General features: G+C 59.2%; 12 protein-coding genes. 3 read left to right on the forward strand and 9 right to left on the reverse strand.

The annotated features are described in order from the left end of the window. Nucleotides 1-44: 44 nt before the first annotated feature. The 6 genes from QZ540_RS01185 to QZ540_RS01210 form a co-directional block, all read right to left on the reverse strand. Complete coding sequence (locus QZ540_RS01185; protein ID WP_294627095.1) at nt 45-1,502, reverse strand: mycothione reductase; 1,458 nt, start codon at nt 1,500-1,502, stop codon at nt 45-47. A 272-nt stretch (nt 1,503-1,774) separates the two neighbouring features. Next, nucleotides 1,775-2,587: a ParA family protein gene (locus QZ540_RS01190; protein ID WP_294627097.1), complete on the reverse strand. Its 813-nt coding sequence runs from the start codon at nt 2,585-2,587 to the stop codon at nt 1,775-1,777. A gap of 191 nt (nt 2,588-2,778) precedes the next feature. Then, on the reverse strand, nt 2,779-3,423 hold the full coding sequence (locus tag QZ540_RS01195) for a MerR family transcriptional regulator (RefSeq protein ID WP_294627099.1): 645 nt from the start codon (nt 3,421-3,423) through the stop codon (nt 2,779-2,781). 716 nt (nt 3,424-4,139) lie between these two features. Beyond that, on the reverse strand, nt 4,140-4,913 hold the full coding sequence (locus QZ540_RS01200) for a MerR family transcriptional regulator (RefSeq protein WP_294603306.1): 774 nt from the start codon (nt 4,911-4,913) through the stop codon (nt 4,140-4,142). Nucleotides 4,914-5,509: 596 nt separating this feature from the next. Beyond that, on the reverse strand, nt 5,510-5,902 hold the full coding sequence (gene gcvH, locus QZ540_RS01205; RefSeq protein WP_294627101.1) for a glycine cleavage system protein GcvH: 393 nt from the start codon (nt 5,900-5,902) through the stop codon (nt 5,510-5,512). 365 nt (nt 5,903-6,267) lie between these two features. Beyond that, a complete protein-coding gene (locus tag QZ540_RS01210; protein ID WP_294627103.1) occupies nt 6,268-9,759 on the reverse strand; it encodes a bifunctional proline dehydrogenase/L-glutamate gamma-semialdehyde dehydrogenase in 3,492 nt (1,163 codons plus the stop codon). Between the two features lie 513 nt (nt 9,760-10,272). Between QZ540_RS01210 and QZ540_RS01215 the strand changes: the two genes are divergently transcribed. Then, nucleotides 10,273-11,199 (forward strand): LysR family transcriptional regulator, encoded by a 927-nt coding sequence (locus QZ540_RS01215; RefSeq protein ID WP_049354895.1) that lies wholly within the window; start codon nt 10,273-10,275, stop codon nt 11,197-11,199. Nucleotides 11,200-11,380: 181 nt separating this feature from the next. On the opposite strand, the gene QZ540_RS01220 is transcribed toward QZ540_RS01215, so the two are convergent. The 3 genes from QZ540_RS01220 to QZ540_RS01230 form a co-directional block, all read right to left on the reverse strand. Beyond that, nucleotides 11,381-12,199 carry a transcriptional initiation protein Tat gene (locus QZ540_RS01220; RefSeq protein WP_294627106.1) on the reverse strand — a complete coding sequence of 273 codons (819 nt, stop codon included), beginning with the start codon at nt 12,197-12,199 and terminating at the stop codon, nt 11,381-11,383. An 11-nt stretch (nt 12,200-12,210) separates the two neighbouring features. Next, the gene (locus tag QZ540_RS01225) at nt 12,211-13,587 is read right to left on the reverse strand and encodes a 6-pyruvoyl tetrahydrobiopterin synthase (RefSeq protein ID WP_294627108.1); all 1,377 of its coding nucleotides are present in this window, start codon (nt 13,585-13,587) and stop codon (nt 12,211-12,213) included. Between the two features lie 262 nt (nt 13,588-13,849). Further along, nucleotides 13,850-14,797, reverse strand: a complete 948-nt coding sequence (locus QZ540_RS01230) for a sugar-binding transcriptional regulator (protein WP_049359844.1) — start codon at nt 14,795-14,797, stop codon at nt 13,850-13,852. 123 nt (nt 14,798-14,920) lie between these two features. Between QZ540_RS01230 and QZ540_RS01235 the strand changes: the two genes are divergently transcribed. Together QZ540_RS01235 and QZ540_RS01240 are read left to right on the forward strand one after the other, a co-directional pair. Further along, nucleotides 14,921-16,666 carry a glycerol-3-phosphate dehydrogenase/oxidase gene (locus QZ540_RS01235; RefSeq protein ID WP_294627110.1) on the forward strand — a complete coding sequence of 582 codons (1,746 nt, stop codon included), beginning with the start codon at nt 14,921-14,923 and terminating at the stop codon, nt 16,664-16,666. Nucleotides 16,667-17,008: 342 nt separating this feature from the next. Beyond that, a complete protein-coding gene (locus tag QZ540_RS01240) occupies nt 17,009-17,806 on the forward strand; it encodes an MIP/aquaporin family protein (protein WP_294627112.1) in 798 nt (265 codons plus the stop codon). Nucleotides 17,807-17,814 lie beyond the last annotated feature (8 nt).

Here is a 17,814-nt window from a genome sequence, read left to right on the forward strand (position 1 = left end):
TGACTGCCCATAGCCTTCGGCTTCCGGGCGTTATCTAGCTATCGTTAGTTGGCGGGCTCGTCAAATTCCAGGCCGAGCAGCGCGTTCTCAACGATTTCGGTCAGTGCCGGGTGAATCCAGTACTGGCCGCGTGCGAGGGTGCGCGCATCCATGCCGAAGCTCATTGCCTGCAGCAGCGGCTGGATGAGCACGGAGGACTCTTCGCCGACCAGGTGCGCACCGAGCAGCTCACCGTTGTCCTTGCGGGCAATCAGCTTGCACAGGCCGGTCTTGTCTTCCATTGCCCAGCCGTAGGCGGTGTCGCCAAAGTTCTGTGCCTTGACGGTAATCTCATAGCCTTCACGCTCAGCCGCCTGGCGTGCCTGCTCTTCGGTCATGCCGACTACGGCAATCTGCGGGTTGGTGAAGACAGCACCGGGTACGTAGCGGTGGTCGCTGGCGCGCAGGTCCTCGGGGTGGCTGAGGTTGTGCTGCACGACGCGTGCCTCGTGGTTTGCCACGTGCTTGAGCTGGTAGCGACTGGATACGTCACCGAGGGCGTAGACGCCGGGTACGGGTGCGCCGTTGTAGAGCACGCGCTGGTACTTGTCGACGCTGAGCTGACCGCCATCCTGCACGTCGAAGTAGTTCTTCGCGTTGAGGGTGTCGGTATTGGGGCGACGGCCGGTTGCCACGAGCACGGCGTCCGCCGGAATTTCGAGCAGTTCCTCGCCGTTCTCGGTGGTGCGCTTCGCTACGACGGTCACGCTGCCGTCGGCGTTCTCGCGGATTTCGGAGAGGCCAGCATTCTTGACGATGTTCCACTGCTTGCTTGCGGCTTCTTCGAAACGTGCCACGACCTCTTCATCCACGCCGCGTAGCAGACGGGAGGAACGGTTCAGCTGGGTTACCTCGGTGCCGAAGGCGGAGAAGACGTGGGAGAACTCTGCCGCAATCACGCCGCCGCCGATGACGACCATGCGTGCGGGCAGTTCATCCATGCGCATGACGTTGTCGTTGGTGTAGACCTTGGAGGAGTCAATACCGGGCACGGGAGGCAACACGGCGCGCGAACCCGCCGCAATCACAATCTGGCGGCCCTGCAGGCGGGTGCCGTCGGTCAGCTCGATGGTATGGGAGCCGACGAAGCGCGCGTACTGGTCGTAGAAGTCCACGTTGGGCAGACCGGCACGCCAGTTGCGGCCGCCTTCAGAAATCTGGTCAATGCGGGATGCGAAGATACGGTCACGAATCTGCGCCCAGTGCACGGCGTCCACGTGTGCGTCGACGCCCAGGTGCTTGACCTCGCGGGTCTTCTGCGCGATGGTTGCCGGGTAGACGTACATCTTGGTGGGGATGCAGCCAACGTTCAGGCAGGTGCCGCCGAAGATGCCGCCGTCGACCAGGGCGACCTTCTTGTCGTCCCATTCGGGGCCGATGAGGGTGTTGCCGGATCCGGAGCCGATGACGATGAGGTCGTACTGTGCTACGCCGTCAATGCGTTCTACGTTCTCGATGCTCATGTGGTCCTCTCGTTTAAGATGTTGAGGCTGGGCTCGTTCCCAGCGTGCCCCTCGATGACGGGCTTATTTCTGTTACTGCCACTATAACGCGTGGAGGGTCTGGACTATTCCCAAGAGCTCATCTCATTGCCTGTTGATACGCAAAAGTGCGCCGCCCCAAAGAACACAGCACTGAGAACACGGCTGTTTCTTGAGAAGGCGCGCTCAAGCATTGAAACTATTCGAGCCCGCGGATTAGTAAGGCTTAGATGTCTGCGCCCAGATACCTGCGATTAGAGATCAGCCATGAGCCCTGCCAGCAGACGGGTGAAGTCAATGGCGGGGTCGACCGACTCTTCGTCGGGCCAAAAATGAATCGGGTATGCGGCGCCCTGGGCACGCTGCAGCACGGGGCTTTCAGCGAGCACGGGTTCTGCTACGAGCTCGCCGAAGAGGGAACGCATTTCGTCGCGGCGGTAGCGGTGTTCGCTGTCGTTGGGGCGCATCTTGTTGATAATGACGCCCGCGCCGTCGATGCTGATGCCGCTTTCCTGCTGAAAACGCACGATGGCGCGCAGAGTTCGTTCGGTACCCGCCACGGAGAAGAGGGAGGGCTCGGCGACCGAGAGGATACGCTCACTCACCGCCCAGCCCATCGAGGACAGGGTTCCGAGGAACGGCGGGCAGTCAATCAGGATCACGTCATAGGCGTCCGCTGCCGCGTCCACCATGCGCTTGAAGCGGCGGATAAACGGTGCCGCTTCCTGACGGTCCACGAGGGTGGAACGCGCCGAGCCGCGCGCGACCTTCACGCTACCGGTGGTCACGGGGTTATTGGTCAGCAGGGTGGGCTTGCCGACAAGCGCATTCCAGGAGGAGCTACCGGCTTCCTCCGCGAAGGCGCGCTCATTAGAGCTAGCAATCAGGGAGGCGACGTCGGGGATGGTTTCATCCACCGCCAGACCGGTGCTGGCGTCGCCATGGGGGTCGAGGTCAATAACGAGTGTGGAGAGTCCGCTGTGTAAAGCCGCGGAGGCAAGCCCCAAAGTGATGGACGTTTTGCCGACGCCACCTTTGAGGCTGCTGATACTGACGATGCGGGGCATGCAGGTCCCTTTTATGAGTGAGGTGTAATGCCCCTTTATTTTAGCGAATCTTCGCTTTTCTTCCGGCTCTGACAGGGGTGTATCTTGAGTTTTTTCTCAAGTGGGCATTGAATATTCCCTCGGGCTTAAAGCTTCAGCCCGCGCTCGCCACCTGGCGGGTGGTAAACGCGGGCTGTTCTAAGTTTTATGTTTTATGCCTGTGCGCGGCGGGCACGGCGGGCGGCGAGTTCGTCGCCTTCGAAGTTTTCGTGCATTTCTTCGCCGGGCTGGCCGTTGAGGTTCATTTCGATTTCGCGCCAGACGCGGCCGATAGCGATACCGAAGACGCCCTGTCCCGCCTGAACCAGGTCAATAACCTCGCTCGGGGAGGTGCATTCGTAGACGGTGGTGCCATCACTCATCAGGGTGATGTTCGCGAGGTCGTCAATGCCGCGGGTACGCAGGTGCTCGATGGAGGTGCGAATCTGTTGCAGGGACACGCCGGTGTCGAGCAGACGCTTCACAATCTTGAGTACGAGTACGTCGCGGAAGCTGTAGAGGCGCTGGGTACCGGAGCCGGAGGCGCCACGCACGGTGGGGACGACCAGGTCGGTGCGTGCCCAGTAGTCGAGCTGACGGTAGGTGATGCCGGCTGCCTTGCAGGCGACGGCGCCACGGTAGCCGAGGTTCTCCTCGACAACAGAGACAGGGTCGGTGAAGAGTACGCCCTGTTCACCGCGCGGAGGCGGTGCTACAGGAAAGAGGGTGTCGAAGCCATCCAGGGGCTGATCAAAGCCCTGGGGTGCGTGCGTGGTTGCGGCCTCGCCTGCATTTTCGGCTACATGCTGCTCTAGCACGGTCCCTCCTTTTCGTTAAACCCTTTTAAGTGCTTCACCGCGCCCTATCAAATGCGGTCGATATCGTTCCGGTGTAGACCCGAGTTTCGGGTGAGATTCTAGGGGTGAGCCTTGGAATCTGCGTCTATGATTCGCGCGGTTCCTCTCGGTTCCGGCGCGGTTTTCAATGCTACACATTGGTTCGACAATACGATTCGCGGAACACGACTCGATGTGCGACCGATGCGCGATAGGCGCGGTTGTTCAATCTATTTTAACTGATAGAGGGCTCTACTTAAAATTGAACCCACCGGAGCGAATGATCTTTTCGGATTCATTCGTACCTCTTTAACGCCGTGTAGGGGCGCTCCTCCCCGACTATTGCTTTCGCTTCCTCTGGGTATCTGCCCACGCATAGCGGGAGTTTAAAAAGTAAATGCGTACGGATAGGTAGTCCGTACGCATTTACAGCTGAGTTGAGTGAATAGCCTTGGCAGGCCGGGAGCCCCCTGGTAAGAAAGCTCTTCGTGTTGGACGAAGGGGTAGAAATTCCGAGCGTGCCAGCGTCGGCTTCGTCCAAGTCTAGAGGCCGCTACCCGTTGGTGGGAGTAGGGACTATAGAGGGAATCACCGTGGTCAGCGGTGTTTCCCGATAGGAAATCCCCGTTTGGGGAGAGCGGTAGAACCGCTCAGGGTTTACGAGTGGCAGACTGTCCGGTAGTCTGCGTCTTCGTCGCCTACTCGTAGGTAGGCATTGCCGATTCGACCAGGGTTGCGTGCAACTGCAGGCACAACTTGCGAATCTTATCGGCACGTTCCTGCGCCTGAGCTTGGGAGGCTGCGTCACGGCGCGATGCCAGCGGAGCCACTGCGATTTCCACGAGGGAGATTTCGCGGTCTGCCGCAGACTTGAATGCGCGCAGGTGACGGGGCTGAATGCCGTGCTGGGTCAGCTCTGCGCTCACGCGGGCGATCAGCACATCGTAATCGGTGTACTCCACATCCGAGCCATCTTCGAGCAGTCCAAAGTCAATCAGCTCGCGGATCAGCTCGGGAGTGGTGTTAGCATATTCTGCCAGCTCGCGGAGGGTGTAGGTGCGACCTTCCTGCTCGTCCGGTCCGAGGACGGTATCCAGGACGTCTTCACTTACGGTGGCAGGCATGGAGTTCAGCACGCGACCGGCTTCGAGGTCCTCCAGATGCTGACGGATAACCTTGAGCGGCATGTAGTGATCGCGCTGCATGGTGAGAATGTAGCGCAGGCGCTCAATATCAGTCTGGGAGTACTTGCGGTAACCGGTTTCGGTACGGCTGGGGTGCACCAGGCCGCGCTCCTCCAGGAAGCGAATCTTGGAGGCGCTAATACCGGGGAACTCCAGGTCGAGCTGACTAAGAACCTGACCAATGGTCCGGCTCTTAACGTCACGCGGGTTACGGTCAGAGTCGCCGTTCTCCACGTCCTCTAGTTCAACCTCAGCGTTAGTGAGGTTTTCATCGATGCGTGAGGTCATCTATGTCTTTCGGGTACTTTGTTCAGCCGATGTCGATACGAGCCGAAATTTGAGTGAGTGGCTCGTTCCCCCGGTCGGGAGTCTCGCTTCGTGCCGAACATCTTTGCTTAGTGTTGAGAGTGTGATAGATAAGTTCAGTTGTTTATCACGAAATGATAAACCGCAAACCTTCGAGACAATCTTATAGCCTCACAAGGCATTTTGCTATTTAGTTCGCCCTTTTCAGGGGCTTTTTGAACCCAAAAATAGCCACACAATCAAACACTATCCAGTAGAGACAGTACCAATTTTAGCAAAATTCCAATGCTTCGAACACGTATATCTCATATTGGACTGCTTTACGGGGAAAATTTTATCTTCTCGCGATAGTTGAAGTTTTCATCACATTTAACTTGAAAGAGGCTCCCACTAGGGGTTTAGCCTTCTTTCAAGCCCCTCAGACGGCTTCAGAGACCCTCAAGATGAACCTTATATGCGCCCGTTTATTTGCGTTTGTGTGCACTTTAAATGAAAAACGGCGAGACCAATCAGTCTCGCCGTTTCATCAGTACGTACCTCTCATGCTGAGGAACGCCAAAGCTATAGAGTCTATCGACTTAGAGCTTAGCCAGCTCAGCCTTGTATGCCTCTGCATCCAGCAGGTTAGCCAGGTCATCAGCGTTCTCGGGGCGAATCTCAACGATCCAGCCCTCGCCGTAAGGATCGGAGTTGACCAGTGCGGGGTCATCCTCCAGACCCTCGTTGACAGCAACAATCTCACCGGAGATGGGAGCAAAGAGGTCAGAGACAGACTTGGTGGACTCAATCTCACCGAAGCTATCCTCAGCAGCTACAGAGTCGCCAACGGAGGGAAGGTCGACGTAGACGACGTCACCCAGTGCATCCTGAGCGTGGTCGGTAATACCAACACGGACGGTGCCCTCAGCGGTGAGAGCGGAAACCCACTCGTGCTCAGAAGTGTAAGAGAGTTCTGCGGGAACGTTGCTCATAGCAGCGGTGTCCTTTCAGTGTGTTCTTGCGTAGCGCGGACCTTCCCGCGCACGGTTCCGTTCCGCGTGTGGGATTGCGAAACGTCCTACACCAATTATCACATAAGAAGTAACGCGGGGCACGTTCAAACACCCCCGTACCATTTCTATGACGCTATTTTTCCTCTTCTTCCCCGTGCACCTAAGCATCCGTCTCTTATCGACCTCTAGGCGCCTCTCTATTAATTCACTTTTACGCCCCCCCACCCCTGGGCCCACTCCCCTATATCGGGGAGTAGCAGAGACGCAAAAAAGCTCAGGGCCCCACACCACAAGGGTGCAAGGCCCTGAGCCTAAAGACTAGAGAGCTAAGCTCTCACAGCGTCTTAGCGGGAAGAAATGACGCGCTCGGAGAAGCGGTTCGGGTTACCGAAACGGTGTGCAGTAATCGAAACAGCCTGCTCGCGGAGGAAGGGCAGCATCTCGATACGGCCAGCCTCGGTGACCGGTGCGAAGTACACTGCAACATCCGGGCGACCACCCAGTGCCGAGTAGATGGACTTCACGTCGTTACCGATGTAGCGGATACGAGTGCCTTCCAGCGGGGTACCAGCCAGTGCGCGAACCGGGGTCTTAGCGTTCGAAGCCAGGTACTCGCGGAACTGAGCGTCCGACTTGACCTCGTACTTGACACCCTTGTTCTCCAGGACGCCGCGGACGTCGACCGGCAGGTCCTTACCGACGGACAGAGCAACCGGTGCGTTAGCTGCCAGACCGGCGAGCACAACGCGCAGGGTCTCTGCGGGCGATGCGGACTCGTCTGCACGAACCAGAACCTGGGTGGGTACGTAGCGCAGGATGTTGCGCTCGACGCCCAGCTTCGAGGGATCGTGACCGAAGCCGAACTCGGTGTCCCAAGCGTGTGCGTCAGAGGAGACGCCGCGCTTGATGAACGCGAAGTCATCGCGCTTGCCCAGCTCGGAGTTCTCGATGGTAGCCAGGGTCTCGCGGACGGTCACCGACTGGGTGGTTGCGGTCGCGGTTGCCTGTGCGGGCTCCCAATCGGACAGAGCGATCAGGTAGCTGGGGCCACCAGCCTTGGTACCGGAACCCACGGTGGACTTCTTCCAACCACCGAAGGGCTGACGCTGAACGATTGCACCGGTAATTGCACGGTTGACGTACAGGTTACCTGCCTGGACCTTGGAGAGCCACAGCTCGAGCTCGTCAGCATCCAGCGAGTGCAGGCCTGCGGTCAGACCGTAGTCGGGTGCGTTCTGCAGCTCGATTGCCTCTTCCAGGGTGTCAGCGGTCATGATACCCAGGATGGGGCCGAAGTACTCGGTCATGTGGTACTCGGAACCGGGCTTGACGCCTTCACGAACACCGGGGCTCCACAGACGGCCAGTCTCGTCCAGTTCCTTGGGCTGAACGAGCCAGCGCTCGCCCGGGCCGAGGGCGGTCAGACCGCGCAGCAACTTCTCTTCCGGCTTCTGAACAACGGGGCCCATCTCGGACTCGATGTCCTGCGGGTGTGCCACGTGCAGGGAGCTGACGGAGTCAAGCAGCTGACGGCGGAAACGCTCGGACTGTGCCACGGAGCCAACCAGGATGACGGTGGAGCCAGCGGAGCACTTCTGACCTGCGTGGCCGAATGCCGAGTAGACGACGTCCTTGACGGCGAGGTCGATGTCAGCGTTCGGGGTGACGATGATGGAGTTCTTACCCGAGGTCTCACCGAACAGGGGCAGGTCATCACGCCAGGAGCGGAAGAGCTCAGCGGTCTCGTAACCACCGGTCAGGATCAGGCGGTCAACCTCGGGGTGCGAGATGAGCAGCTTGCCTGCAGCGCGGTCAACAACCTTGACGAGCTTCAGAACTTCCTTGGGAACGCCTGCATCCCACATGATCTCTGCGATCAGGGCACCGGTGCGAGCGGTGATGGTTGCGGGCTTGAAGATGACAGCAGAACCTGCAGCCAGACCAGCCAGAACACCACCGGCGGGGATAGCGGTCGGGAAGTTCCACGGGGGAACAACCAGGGTCAGGTCAACGGACTTGGGCTTTGCGCCGTCAATCTTCTCGAGGTCCTCAGCCAGCATTGCGTAGTAGTATGCGAAGTCGATTGCCTCGGAGACCTCGGTGTCGCCCTGCTCCAGGGTCTTGCCAGCCTCAGCTGCCATAACCTCCAGCAGGTCACCGCGGCGCAGTGCGATAGCCTTACCGACCTTGCGCAGAATCTCTGCACGCTCGTGGCCGGAGAGCTTGCCCCATGCCTTACCAGCTTCCTCAGTTTCCTTGATCAGCTTCTCAGCCTCAGCCTCGCTGGTCAGCTCGTTAGCCTTGAGGGTGTCGATGCCCAGCTTGGTGGTCTTGGAACGCTCGAGGATTGCGCGGCCCCACTCGCGGTTACCGGAGAGTGCGGGGTCGGTGTCGGGGGTGTTCTCGAAGCGGCCGGCCGGCACGAAGACGTTGTCCTCGTTCTCGGTCAGACGGTTCTGGGTGCGCTTGGAAGCGGGAACCTCGTCGGTGACGGAGTTCAGTGCACGCATGAAGCGGTCCTCTTCGCGCTTGAAGATGGACTCGTCGGTTGCCAGGTCGAAGATACCGGACATGAAGTTCTCGGAGGAAGCATTCTCCTCGAGACGACGGATCAGGTATGCGATAGCAACGTCGAATTCCTTGGGGTTCACGACAGGCACGTACAGCAGCAGGTGGCCAACGCGGCGGCGGATGATCTCTGCCTGCTGCTCAGCCATACCAATCAGCATCTCGAACTCGACGCGATCCTTCACGCCGCGGTCCTCGGACAGCAGCAGTGCGAAAGCAACGTCGAAGAGGTTGTGGCCTGCAATACCGAGGCGGACGTTCTTCACGTGCTCGGGGCGCAGTGCGTAGTCCAGAACGCGCTTGTAGTTGGTGTCAGCAGCCTGCTTGGTGTCCCAGGTGGTCAGCGGCCAGCCGTGCATAACAGCTTCCACGATTTCCATGGAGAGGTTTGCACCCTTAACCAGGCGGACCTTGATGCCTGCGCCGCCAGCAGCAACGCGCTTTGCGGACCACTCCTGCAGGTGCTGCATTGCAGCCAGGGTGTCGGGCAGGTATGCCTGGAGCACGATGCCTGCTTCCAGGTCCTTCAGCTGGGGCTGGTCCAGGATCTTGGTGAATACCTCAATGGTGAGGTCCAGGTCCTTGTACTCCTCCATGTCCAGGTTGATGAACTTCTTGGGGGAGGAAGAAGCAGCCAGCTCGTACAGCGGGGTCAGGCGGCGAACAGCAGTCTCAACAACCTCGTCGAATGCCCAGTGCTGGTGGGGGCCGGAAACTGCGGACACCTTGATGGAGACGTAGTCAACGTCGTCACGTGCCAGCAGGCGCTTGGTCTCAGCCAGGCGGTGCTCTGCTTCCTTGTCACCCAGAACTGCTTCACCGAGCAGGTTAACGTTCAGGCGGTTACCGGTCTTGGTCAGCTCTGCGATAGCGTCGCCCAGCTTCTCCTCAGAAGCGTCAACAATCAGGTGACCGACCATCTCGCGCAGCACGCGACGTGCAACGGGAACGGTGGGCCATGCAACCTTGCCAGCCAGCTTGCCGCCGAAGCCAACAGCGGACTTCATGTACCAGGGCAGGAAGGAAGGTGCCAGACCGGAAATGCGGGAGAGGTTGCGGCCGGAGACATTGTCGTCTTCGGGGCGAATAACGCCATCAACAAAGCCGACGGTGAAGGGAAGACCATTGGGGTCCTTCAGAACACCGGCGAGCTGCTCAGCTGCGAAGGTGGGCTTGATCGACTGGGACTCGTTTACCCACTGGCGAACAAGCTGACGAGCTTCCAGAGCCATCTTCTGGTAGTGCTCAGATGCGAAAGGATGGGTCATCCTTGACTCCTAACTATCTTACTGTGTGCGGTGCACACCACGTTTGGCGATGTCTCTATTTCACCACAAAAGGGTAATAAATACCTCATTAGAAAAACTGAATGTTTTTTCCAAAATCCATTTAGTTTTTCTAAATGATTGTGCGGTGAGGTTTTCACCCCGCGCCCCCTCCGAACCTCCTGTTCGAAGAGACAAGGTGAAGTTTGTAGCGACATCGCTATCCATCTCTCTCAGGCTAGCACTTTCAGAAAGCAAATACCGAACCGATTTCGTAACAATCGAACACTTCAAAACCAGTCCCAAAAGCATCTTCGGCTCTAAGAATCATCACATTCAGCGCGAAAATACTCGCTACACAAGCCAACATGCCGGCACCCCACTTCAGTCGTCTCAAAAAGAGCCGGCCAGAAGCCCGCGCGGTACCATAGACAAGAGTCCACGATGAGAGACGCACCACGGAAGAACTCAGAGGCACAATCTGCAGAACAACCGGGCGCGCCAGGGAGGAAACACATGTCAATCTACGACATCCGACGCATGCAAATGCTCCTCGAAATCCAAGAACGCGGCACCGTCATCGCTGCCGCAGAAGCGCTCAGCCTCACCCCCTCCGCCGTCTCCCAGCAGATTGCCACCCTCGAAAAAGAAACCGGCACCCCGCTTCTGCAGCGCATCGGCAGGCGCGTACAGCTCACCAGCGCCGGACTCATCATCGTCGACAGCGCCCGCAGCATCCTGCGCGAACTCGACCGCATGCAAACCTCCGTCGCCAACCTCACCGGCGAACCCGCAGGCATGGTCCGCCTCGCAATCTTCCAGTCCGCGGCCTTCGCATTGCTACCGGAAACCCTCAGCTACCTTGCCGAACACGCACCCTCACTCACGCTGCAAGTACTGCAAATCGACCCCGAAACCGGAACCTCACTCACCCGAAGCCGCGAATACGACATGGTGCTCTCCGAAGCCTACCCGCACCACCACATCCCCGAATACCCCGAACTGCACTCCGAGCTGCTCACCGAAGACCCGCTCAGCCTCATCGTGCCCAGCACCTCCACCATCACCTCGATTGAGGAAGCGCACGCACTGCCCTGGGTTCTCGAAATGGAACAGAACACCTCCCGCAGCTGGGCGCTCAACCAGTGCCGCACCGCAGGATTCGAGCCGGTCATCCGCTATAGCGCCAATGACATGATTACGAACTCCAACCTCGTCAAAGCAGGATTCGCCGTCACCATCGTGCCCGGCTTCATCCTCTCCTCCCTCTCCACCACCGAGGGGCTACGCATCGTCGAGCTACCCGGCAAGCCCTGCCGCAAAATCTTTACCGCCGTACGCCGAGAGTCCGCCGCCAACCCCGCCATCGCCATGGTGCGCGAAGCACTGCACCACGCGGTGCAGGTTGCATTCGGCGAACACGACAGGAGCGAAACCGCATAAGAAAAACCAGCTGCCACCCATGCCGGCAGACTAGACAATGCAAAGGTCGGGGCCGTTCCCACGAACGACCCCGACCTTTCAATATGCCTTTTTGAACAGGCGCCTATATATACGAGGTATAAAAACACACAACGGAGCTACTCCCCCGCCGTGCCATCCCTCACAGGAGCCAGCCCAACTGCTAGTTCAGCGAAGCAACCACAGCCGGGCTCTGTACCTCGTAGAACGAAGAGGACAAACCAGCCGCCGCCATATCCAGCACAGCACTCACATGAACCTGCTTCAATGCAGAACCGGCAACACCCGAAGCCACCTGATAATTCAGCTGAACATCCAAGCGGTGACCGCGAGGAATAGCGGTGCGCAACTCCAGAACGTTCTCGCTGCCAGCACCAGCCTGACCGGTCTGTTCACTACGGCGCACCGCATCAAGATTCAGCGCATCCACAGGAGCCACCAGGGCCGAAGCACCCAGGTTACCCGAAGGCAGCACCGCCTGACCCGAGGCAACACGAAGAGTCACCGCAGGATTCAACAACAAACCAGTCTTCGGGTCCTGCGCGCGAGCACGCACCATCAGGCGAGTACCCACCGGCAGCGTCGAATTGCCCTCATTAATAATGCTCAGGCGAGTCGGCAGATTCCGGAAAGCAACAGTACGCGCCGGCTGACTCTGCAAAGACACAGCCTGCACACCAGAGACCGCCTTCAACTCCAGGCGGATGCACGACTCGTTATAACGCATCGGAACCTGCACCAGCGCAGAACTCGCCGCGCCGCCGTTCTGTCCACCACTGTGCTGTCCACCACCGTGCTGACCGCGCTGTCCACCACGCTGTCCGCCAGGACGCTGGGTCACCGGGGTCACGCGAGCGCGCTTACCGCCCGAACGAGTTGCCGCCTCCGCAGCGCTCACGCCGCCAGCCACCAGGGCAGCCGAAGCCCCAGCAACCTTCAACGCGGTACGGCGAGAAGCGTTCATCAGATTATTCTTAGTCATTTTCTACTCCCCTAAGCCTTCGCGATACGGTACACGCCGCTAATCGTGCCCTGCCACCAGGTGCCGTAACGGTCAATCGTGCCCACCATCTGCAGGGTGTCACCACCGCCAAGCAGCAGGCTCACATGCTGAGGCAGGCGCTGCTCGTGCATCGTCTTACCGGTTTCCATGTCCAGCGCGACTGCCCAGGCGTAGGCGCCATTCGCCAAACCAGCCGGGCCGCGGCGACGCTCACAGGTGTAAATCAGACCGTCAGCCGTGGAATAGCGAGGAACAGCCGAAGAGTACACGTCCTTACGGTCCCAAATCTTACGCAGACCGCGGTCGGTAATATCCCAACGCTCCATGCCGGGAGCAAAAAGCGCATTCGCAGGAACCGACGGACCGGCACCCTCCGGGTACTTCGGGTAAGGGTAGCCGTAGGTGCTTGCACCGACCATCGTGTTACCCACACCGATCATGGAGTTCTCAGTGCCAGAGGTACCGGCAGTAAACAGGCCGGCGCTACCGACCTTCGCGCCGTTATCAGTGCGGTACACAATGACCGATTCCTGAATATCAGAGTTATCGGTCAGCATCACATAATCCGAACCATTCGGACCAAAGAACGTCGGGGAGGCACCCGAACCCCACGCGAGCTTACCCGGCTTGCGGGCGCTACCGCGGTCGTAGGCATGCCACCACTTGAGGATGGGCGCGCCGGTTGCGGTTGCGTTCAGCATATAAATAGCGTGGGAGGTCACCACGCTCACACCCTGCGGGCACGCCGAAATCGAGTTATCGATACGCTCACCCGCAATCGACGCCTTATTCAGGCGCATCGAGCGAATCGTGCCGCGGGCAGAATCAATGACCGCAATGTAGCCGTTCTTCGTCGCAGCCCAAATGCGACCGGACCAGTCGGGTACCAGACCAACCACGGCGTCATTGGGGCTCTGGGCGAGCATACGGCTTAGGTCAATGCGTTCATCAACTCGGATGCTGCGTCCGCCAGCAGAGTGGGAGAGGCGCAGCAGGCACTGAGAGCCATCCACCAGAACCATGCGGTCCTGCGCGTCAAGGTAGGCATACACACCACCGAGCAGCGCGCCCTTCGGGATGTCCAAGTGGGAGAGCTCGCGGCCGGTATGAGGGTCAAGGATAGAGAGCTTCGGGGTGATGAACTCGCCGTGGGCGAAGACCTGGGTGCAGAGCACCTGAATGAAGCCGTCACGTCCGGCAAGAATCGTCGGGCAGGCGCCGCCGAGCTTCGTGCCGGTAATCTTCCAGTCACCGGCGCCGGGGCCGGCAAGAGGGGTAGCGTCGGAAGACTGGGCATCACCGTGCATGGTGGTAATGCCGGGTGCGCCCAGGTGCGGATTCGCCTGGGCGTTATAGGTGGGGGTCATGGTTGGTTCTTTCTAACGGTGAGTGGCGCACACCTTCATTGGATTCAACGGAGTGCACTAATATGCACTTTCACATGCGCAAACGTTTCACATTGTAGGGTCAGAAAGCAGTTTTTGACGACACTAAAGGGCACCTTGAAACATTGTTCAGGCGACACTTGAGAGCTTCACCTGGAAAGCTCTCAAGCACTACCCTTTCAGATTCAAGGTGCCCCTTTACCCCATCACCACGGACTCTCATACCCGCGGCGATTATTTTTAGCTATTTCTCCATGAGCGCCTTTGCCAGGGCATCATCAAGAACCAAGTCAGTAATCGCACCCGTACGCAACGCGCCGCGCAAAGCACGCACACGGTGAGTACCGGACGCAACGCAAATACGGCGCGGAATGCGGGCAAGCTCCTTCGGAGTCGGACCGGACGCACGCTTATTCAACTCAAGATCAGCCCACGAGCCGTCCTCACGCAGAAGAATCGTGCACATATCCCCCACAACGCCCAGCTCACGCAACTGACGCTGCTCCTGCACCTCAAAATAGCCACCCGAATACACGTGAGAAGGAATAGGTCCACCAAAAGCACCCACACCAAAAATAGCAAGGTCAACGTTCTGCTGGGCATGCAGATTCTTCTGCACGCTACGCTCACGCCACATGGCAGTCTTCGTGTCCGCATAGTCAAAGAACGCGGGAACCGGAAAATGGATAGTCTGCGCATCATAGGCATTCACCAACTGCCCCAGCAAGGAACCCAGGTACGGAATACCCGAATGGTGCGCATTACCGGCACCATTCATCTGCACCACAGTCACGCCCTTCAGAGGACGACGCGGCAGATGACGAGAAATCTCGGTCATCGTTGACCCCCATGCCACACCCAGACTCGTTCCGTTATCAATCAGAGAATCAAGTAGCGCCGCTGCGGTGCGGGATACCTGGCTCATGCGAGCAATCGGGGTGGCATCCGAACGGACATTCACGAGGGTAACGCGCACCTTATAGCGCTCACCGATGCGGCGCTCAAGCTCGCTACGGGCGCGGAAGGAATCATCTAGACGGATCTGCACCATGCCGCTTTCACGAGCACTTTTAAGGAGGCGCGATACAGTGGCGCGGGAGACTCCCAGACGAGCCGCGATAGCATCCATCGTCATGTTGTGGATGTAGTACAGCTGTGCCGCCTCGTAAGTGTGGTTAGCGCGTTCGTTCATCGACCCCAGACCCCCAGTGAAAATCCGTTCATACTGCTTGGTTATTATTTCACCATTGGGTTTTACTAAATGCAAGATGAAACCCCCACGCCGCACAAGCGGCAATACAGGAAAGAGCAGTACATGAGCTCCCAGCACATTGCACAGCAGTCTCAGCTGACCGCCGAGTCCCGCGCCAAGGCGCTCAAGAGCATGGTCAACGAAGAACTCGACATCTTGGTCGTCGGCGGCGGCATCACCGGTGCAGGCATTGCCCTCGACGCAGCAACCCGCGGTCTGCGCACCGGTATCGTCGAAGCAGGCGACTGGGCTGCAGGCACCAGCGCATGGTCCTCCAAGCTCGTTCACGGCGGCCTGCGCTACCTCTACAACCTCGACTTCAAGCTCGTGACCGAAGCACTGACCGAGCGCGGCCTGCTGCTGAACAAGATCGCACCCCACCTGGTGCACGCACAGCCCTTCCTGTGGCCCCTGAAGATGCCCGTCATCGAGCGCGCATACTCCGCAATCGGCATCGGCATGTACGACACCCTGGCATTCCTCGGCTCCCGCGGCAACAAGGGCGTCCCCTCCCAGCGTCACTTCACCAAGACCGGCACCAAGACCGTCTTCCCCGACATCAAGGACTCCGCATTCAGCGGCGCAATCCAGTTCTACGATGCACGCGTTGACGACGCACGCCTCGTCATCGACGTCGTCCGCACCGCTGCAGGCTACGGCGCACTGGCTGCATCCCGCACCCAGGTTGTCGGCTTCACCAAGGACGCATCCGGCCGCGTCATCGGCGCAGAGCTGGCAGACCTGGAAACCGGCGAGCGCCTGCACGTGCGCGCAAAGCACGTCATCAACGCAACCGGCGTGTGGACCGAAGAGTCCGAGTCCCTGGCTAACCCCGATGCAGGCCTGGAGGTTCTGGCTTCCAAGGGTATCCACATCGTGGTTCCCCGCGACCGCATCAACGCAACCAGCGGTATCTTCACCAAGACTGAGAAGTCCGTTCTCTTCATCATCCCCTGGCAGCGTTACTGGATCATCGGCACCACCGACACCCCCTACTCCGAGGACCGCGAGCGCCCCGTCGCAACCAGCAAGGACATCGACTACGTGCTGATGCAGGCTAACAAGCTGATCGCTAACCCGCTGACCCGCGAGGATATCATCGGCACCTACACCGGCCTGCGCCCGCTGCTGCAGCCCAAGGTCAAGGACGGCGCAGCATCCACCAAGGTTTCCCGCGAGCACACCGTGACCGAGGTTGCCCCCGGCATGAGCGCAATCGCAGGCGGCAAGCTCACCACCTACCGTGTGATGGCTGCCGACGCTGTGGACTTCGCACTGGGCGAGCAGGCTAAGCAGAACCCCTCCGTAACCGCAACCATCGGCCTGGTCGGCGCAGACGGCTACCACGCAATCGCTGCTAACCGTGCACGCTACGCAGAGCGTTACGGCTGGGATGAGGACCGTATCACCCACCTGCTCGAGCGTTACGGCGCACAGATTGAGGACCTCGGCGCTCTCATCGACGCTGACCCCTCCCTCGGTGCTCCCCTGGCTAAGGCACCCCAGTTCCTGCGTGCAGACGTCGTCTTCGCTGTCCGCTACGAAGGTGCCCTGCACCTGGAGGACGTTCTGGTCCGCCGCGTACGCCTCGACCTCGAGCAGCGCGACCGCGGCCTGGCAGCAGCAGACGAGATCCTCGACATCATGCGTGCCGAGCTCGGCTGGGACGATAAGAAGGTCAAGGAGGAACTCGACCTCTACGCAGCACGCGTTGCAGCAATGCGCGAGGCAGAGTCCACCTCCACCGACGCTGAGGCATCGGCAAAGATTGAGGCTGTCACCCCCGTGGCACCTCGTGTGAAGCTCTAATCTTTAGAGATTCCACGCACCTTTCGTATCCGTTTATTCAGCACGAACCAACCGCTCACCCCTCATCTGTTATGAGTTATCTCACATTTTGGTGAGGGGTGGACGGACGGTTAAATAACCGTTTACGATATTCCCCTAGCTAAGAAGCAGCGAGTTAAATACGGGGTTAGCCCACTGGTACAAACTGCTTCTCATCCAGAAACATCTATCAACTTTTCGTAGCAACCGCTACACATTTCAGCACAGCGTTGTGCCCCGATCCGCCCGTGCGGTGAGGATGCACGGGAATACGCAAGCAAAGGTTCGCTTGCCTTCCAGACGCTTCGTCTTCAAGGAGCATCAATGTCTCTTCTTGCTTCCGCAGGAACTGTACTTGCAGCCGGCTCATCCGCTCTCGTGGATGCATCCGGCGCCCCCACCGCCCTCGGAATCTTCGCTTCCGAATTCTTCGGCACCTTCATCCTGATTCTGCTCGGTGCCGGCGTATGCGCCGCAGTGACCCTCAAGAAGTCCTACGCTAAGGACGCAGGCTGGGGTGTTATCACCTTCGGATGGGGTCTGGCAGTGTTCACCGCCGTGTACCTCTCCTTCCATTCCGGTGCACACCTGAACCCCGCAGTGACCGTTGGCCTGGCAACCGCAGGCAAGGACCTGGCAACCGGCGTTCCCGCAACCCCCGGCAACATTGCCCTGTACATCGTCGCTCAGATGCTCGGCGCAATGGCCGGCGCAACCGGAGCGTACCTCACCTACAAGAAGCACTTCGATGAGGACCCGGGCGACCGCCTCGGCATCTTCGCAACCGGCCCCGCCATCAAGTCCTACGGCTGGAACGTCATCACCGAGATTATCGGCACCTTCGTCCTGATTGGCTGGATCATCGCATCCGGTAAGACCCCCGCCCAGACTGGCCCCTTGGCTGTTGCCCTGGTCGTTGTATCCATCAGTATGAACCTCGGTGGCGCAACCGGTTCCGCTATCAACCCCGCACGTGACCTCGGCCCCCGTATCGCCTACACCTTCCTGCCCATCCCCGGTAAGACCGGTTCCAACTGGTCTTACGCATGGGTTCCGGTTGTTGGCCCAATCATCGGCGCAGTCCTCGCCGGCCTGATTGTTCCGGCAGTCCTGCCCCTCTAAACCTCTCA

This window comes from uncultured Rothia sp., assembly GCF_916049665.1.
In the GTDB taxonomy this organism is placed as follows: domain Bacteria; phylum Actinomycetota; class Actinomycetes; order Actinomycetales; family Micrococcaceae; genus Rothia.

Bases quoted from the DNA above. Each gene is read 5' to 3' on its own strand.
- QZ540_RS01185 (WP_294627095.1), bottom strand. From the start codon at position 1,502: ATGAGCATCGAGAACGTAGAACGCATTGACGGCGTAGCACAGTACGAC.
- QZ540_RS01190 (WP_294627097.1), bottom strand. From the start codon at position 2,587: ATGCCCCGCATCGTCAGTATCAGCAGCCTCAAAGGTGGCGTCGGCAAA.
- QZ540_RS01200 (WP_294603306.1), bottom strand. From the start codon at position 4,913: ATGACCTCACGCATCGATGAAAACCTCACTAACGCTGAGGTTGAACTA.
- gcvH (WP_294627101.1), bottom strand. From the start codon at position 5,902: ATGAGCAACGTTCCCGCAGAACTCTCTTACACTTCTGAGCACGAGTGG.
- QZ540_RS01210 (WP_294627103.1), bottom strand. From the start codon at position 9,759: ATGACCCATCCTTTCGCATCTGAGCACTACCAGAAGATGGCTCTGGAA.
- QZ540_RS01215 (WP_049354895.1), top strand. From the start codon at position 10,273: ATGTCAATCTACGACATCCGACGCATGCAAATGCTCCTCGAAATCCAA.
- QZ540_RS01220 (WP_294627106.1), bottom strand. From the start codon at position 12,199: ATGACTAAGAATAATCTGATGAACGCTTCTCGCCGTACCGCGTTGAAG.
- QZ540_RS01225 (WP_294627108.1), bottom strand. From the start codon at position 13,587: ATGACCCCCACCTATAACGCCCAGGCGAATCCGCACCTGGGCGCACCC.
- QZ540_RS01230 (WP_049359844.1), bottom strand. From the start codon at position 14,797: ATGAACGAACGCGCTAACCACACTTACGAGGCGGCACAGCTGTACTAC.
- QZ540_RS01235 (WP_294627110.1), top strand. From the start codon at position 14,921: ATGAGCTCCCAGCACATTGCACAGCAGTCTCAGCTGACCGCCGAGTCC.
- QZ540_RS01240 (WP_294627112.1), top strand. From the start codon at position 17,009: ATGTCTCTTCTTGCTTCCGCAGGAACTGTACTTGCAGCCGGCTCATCC.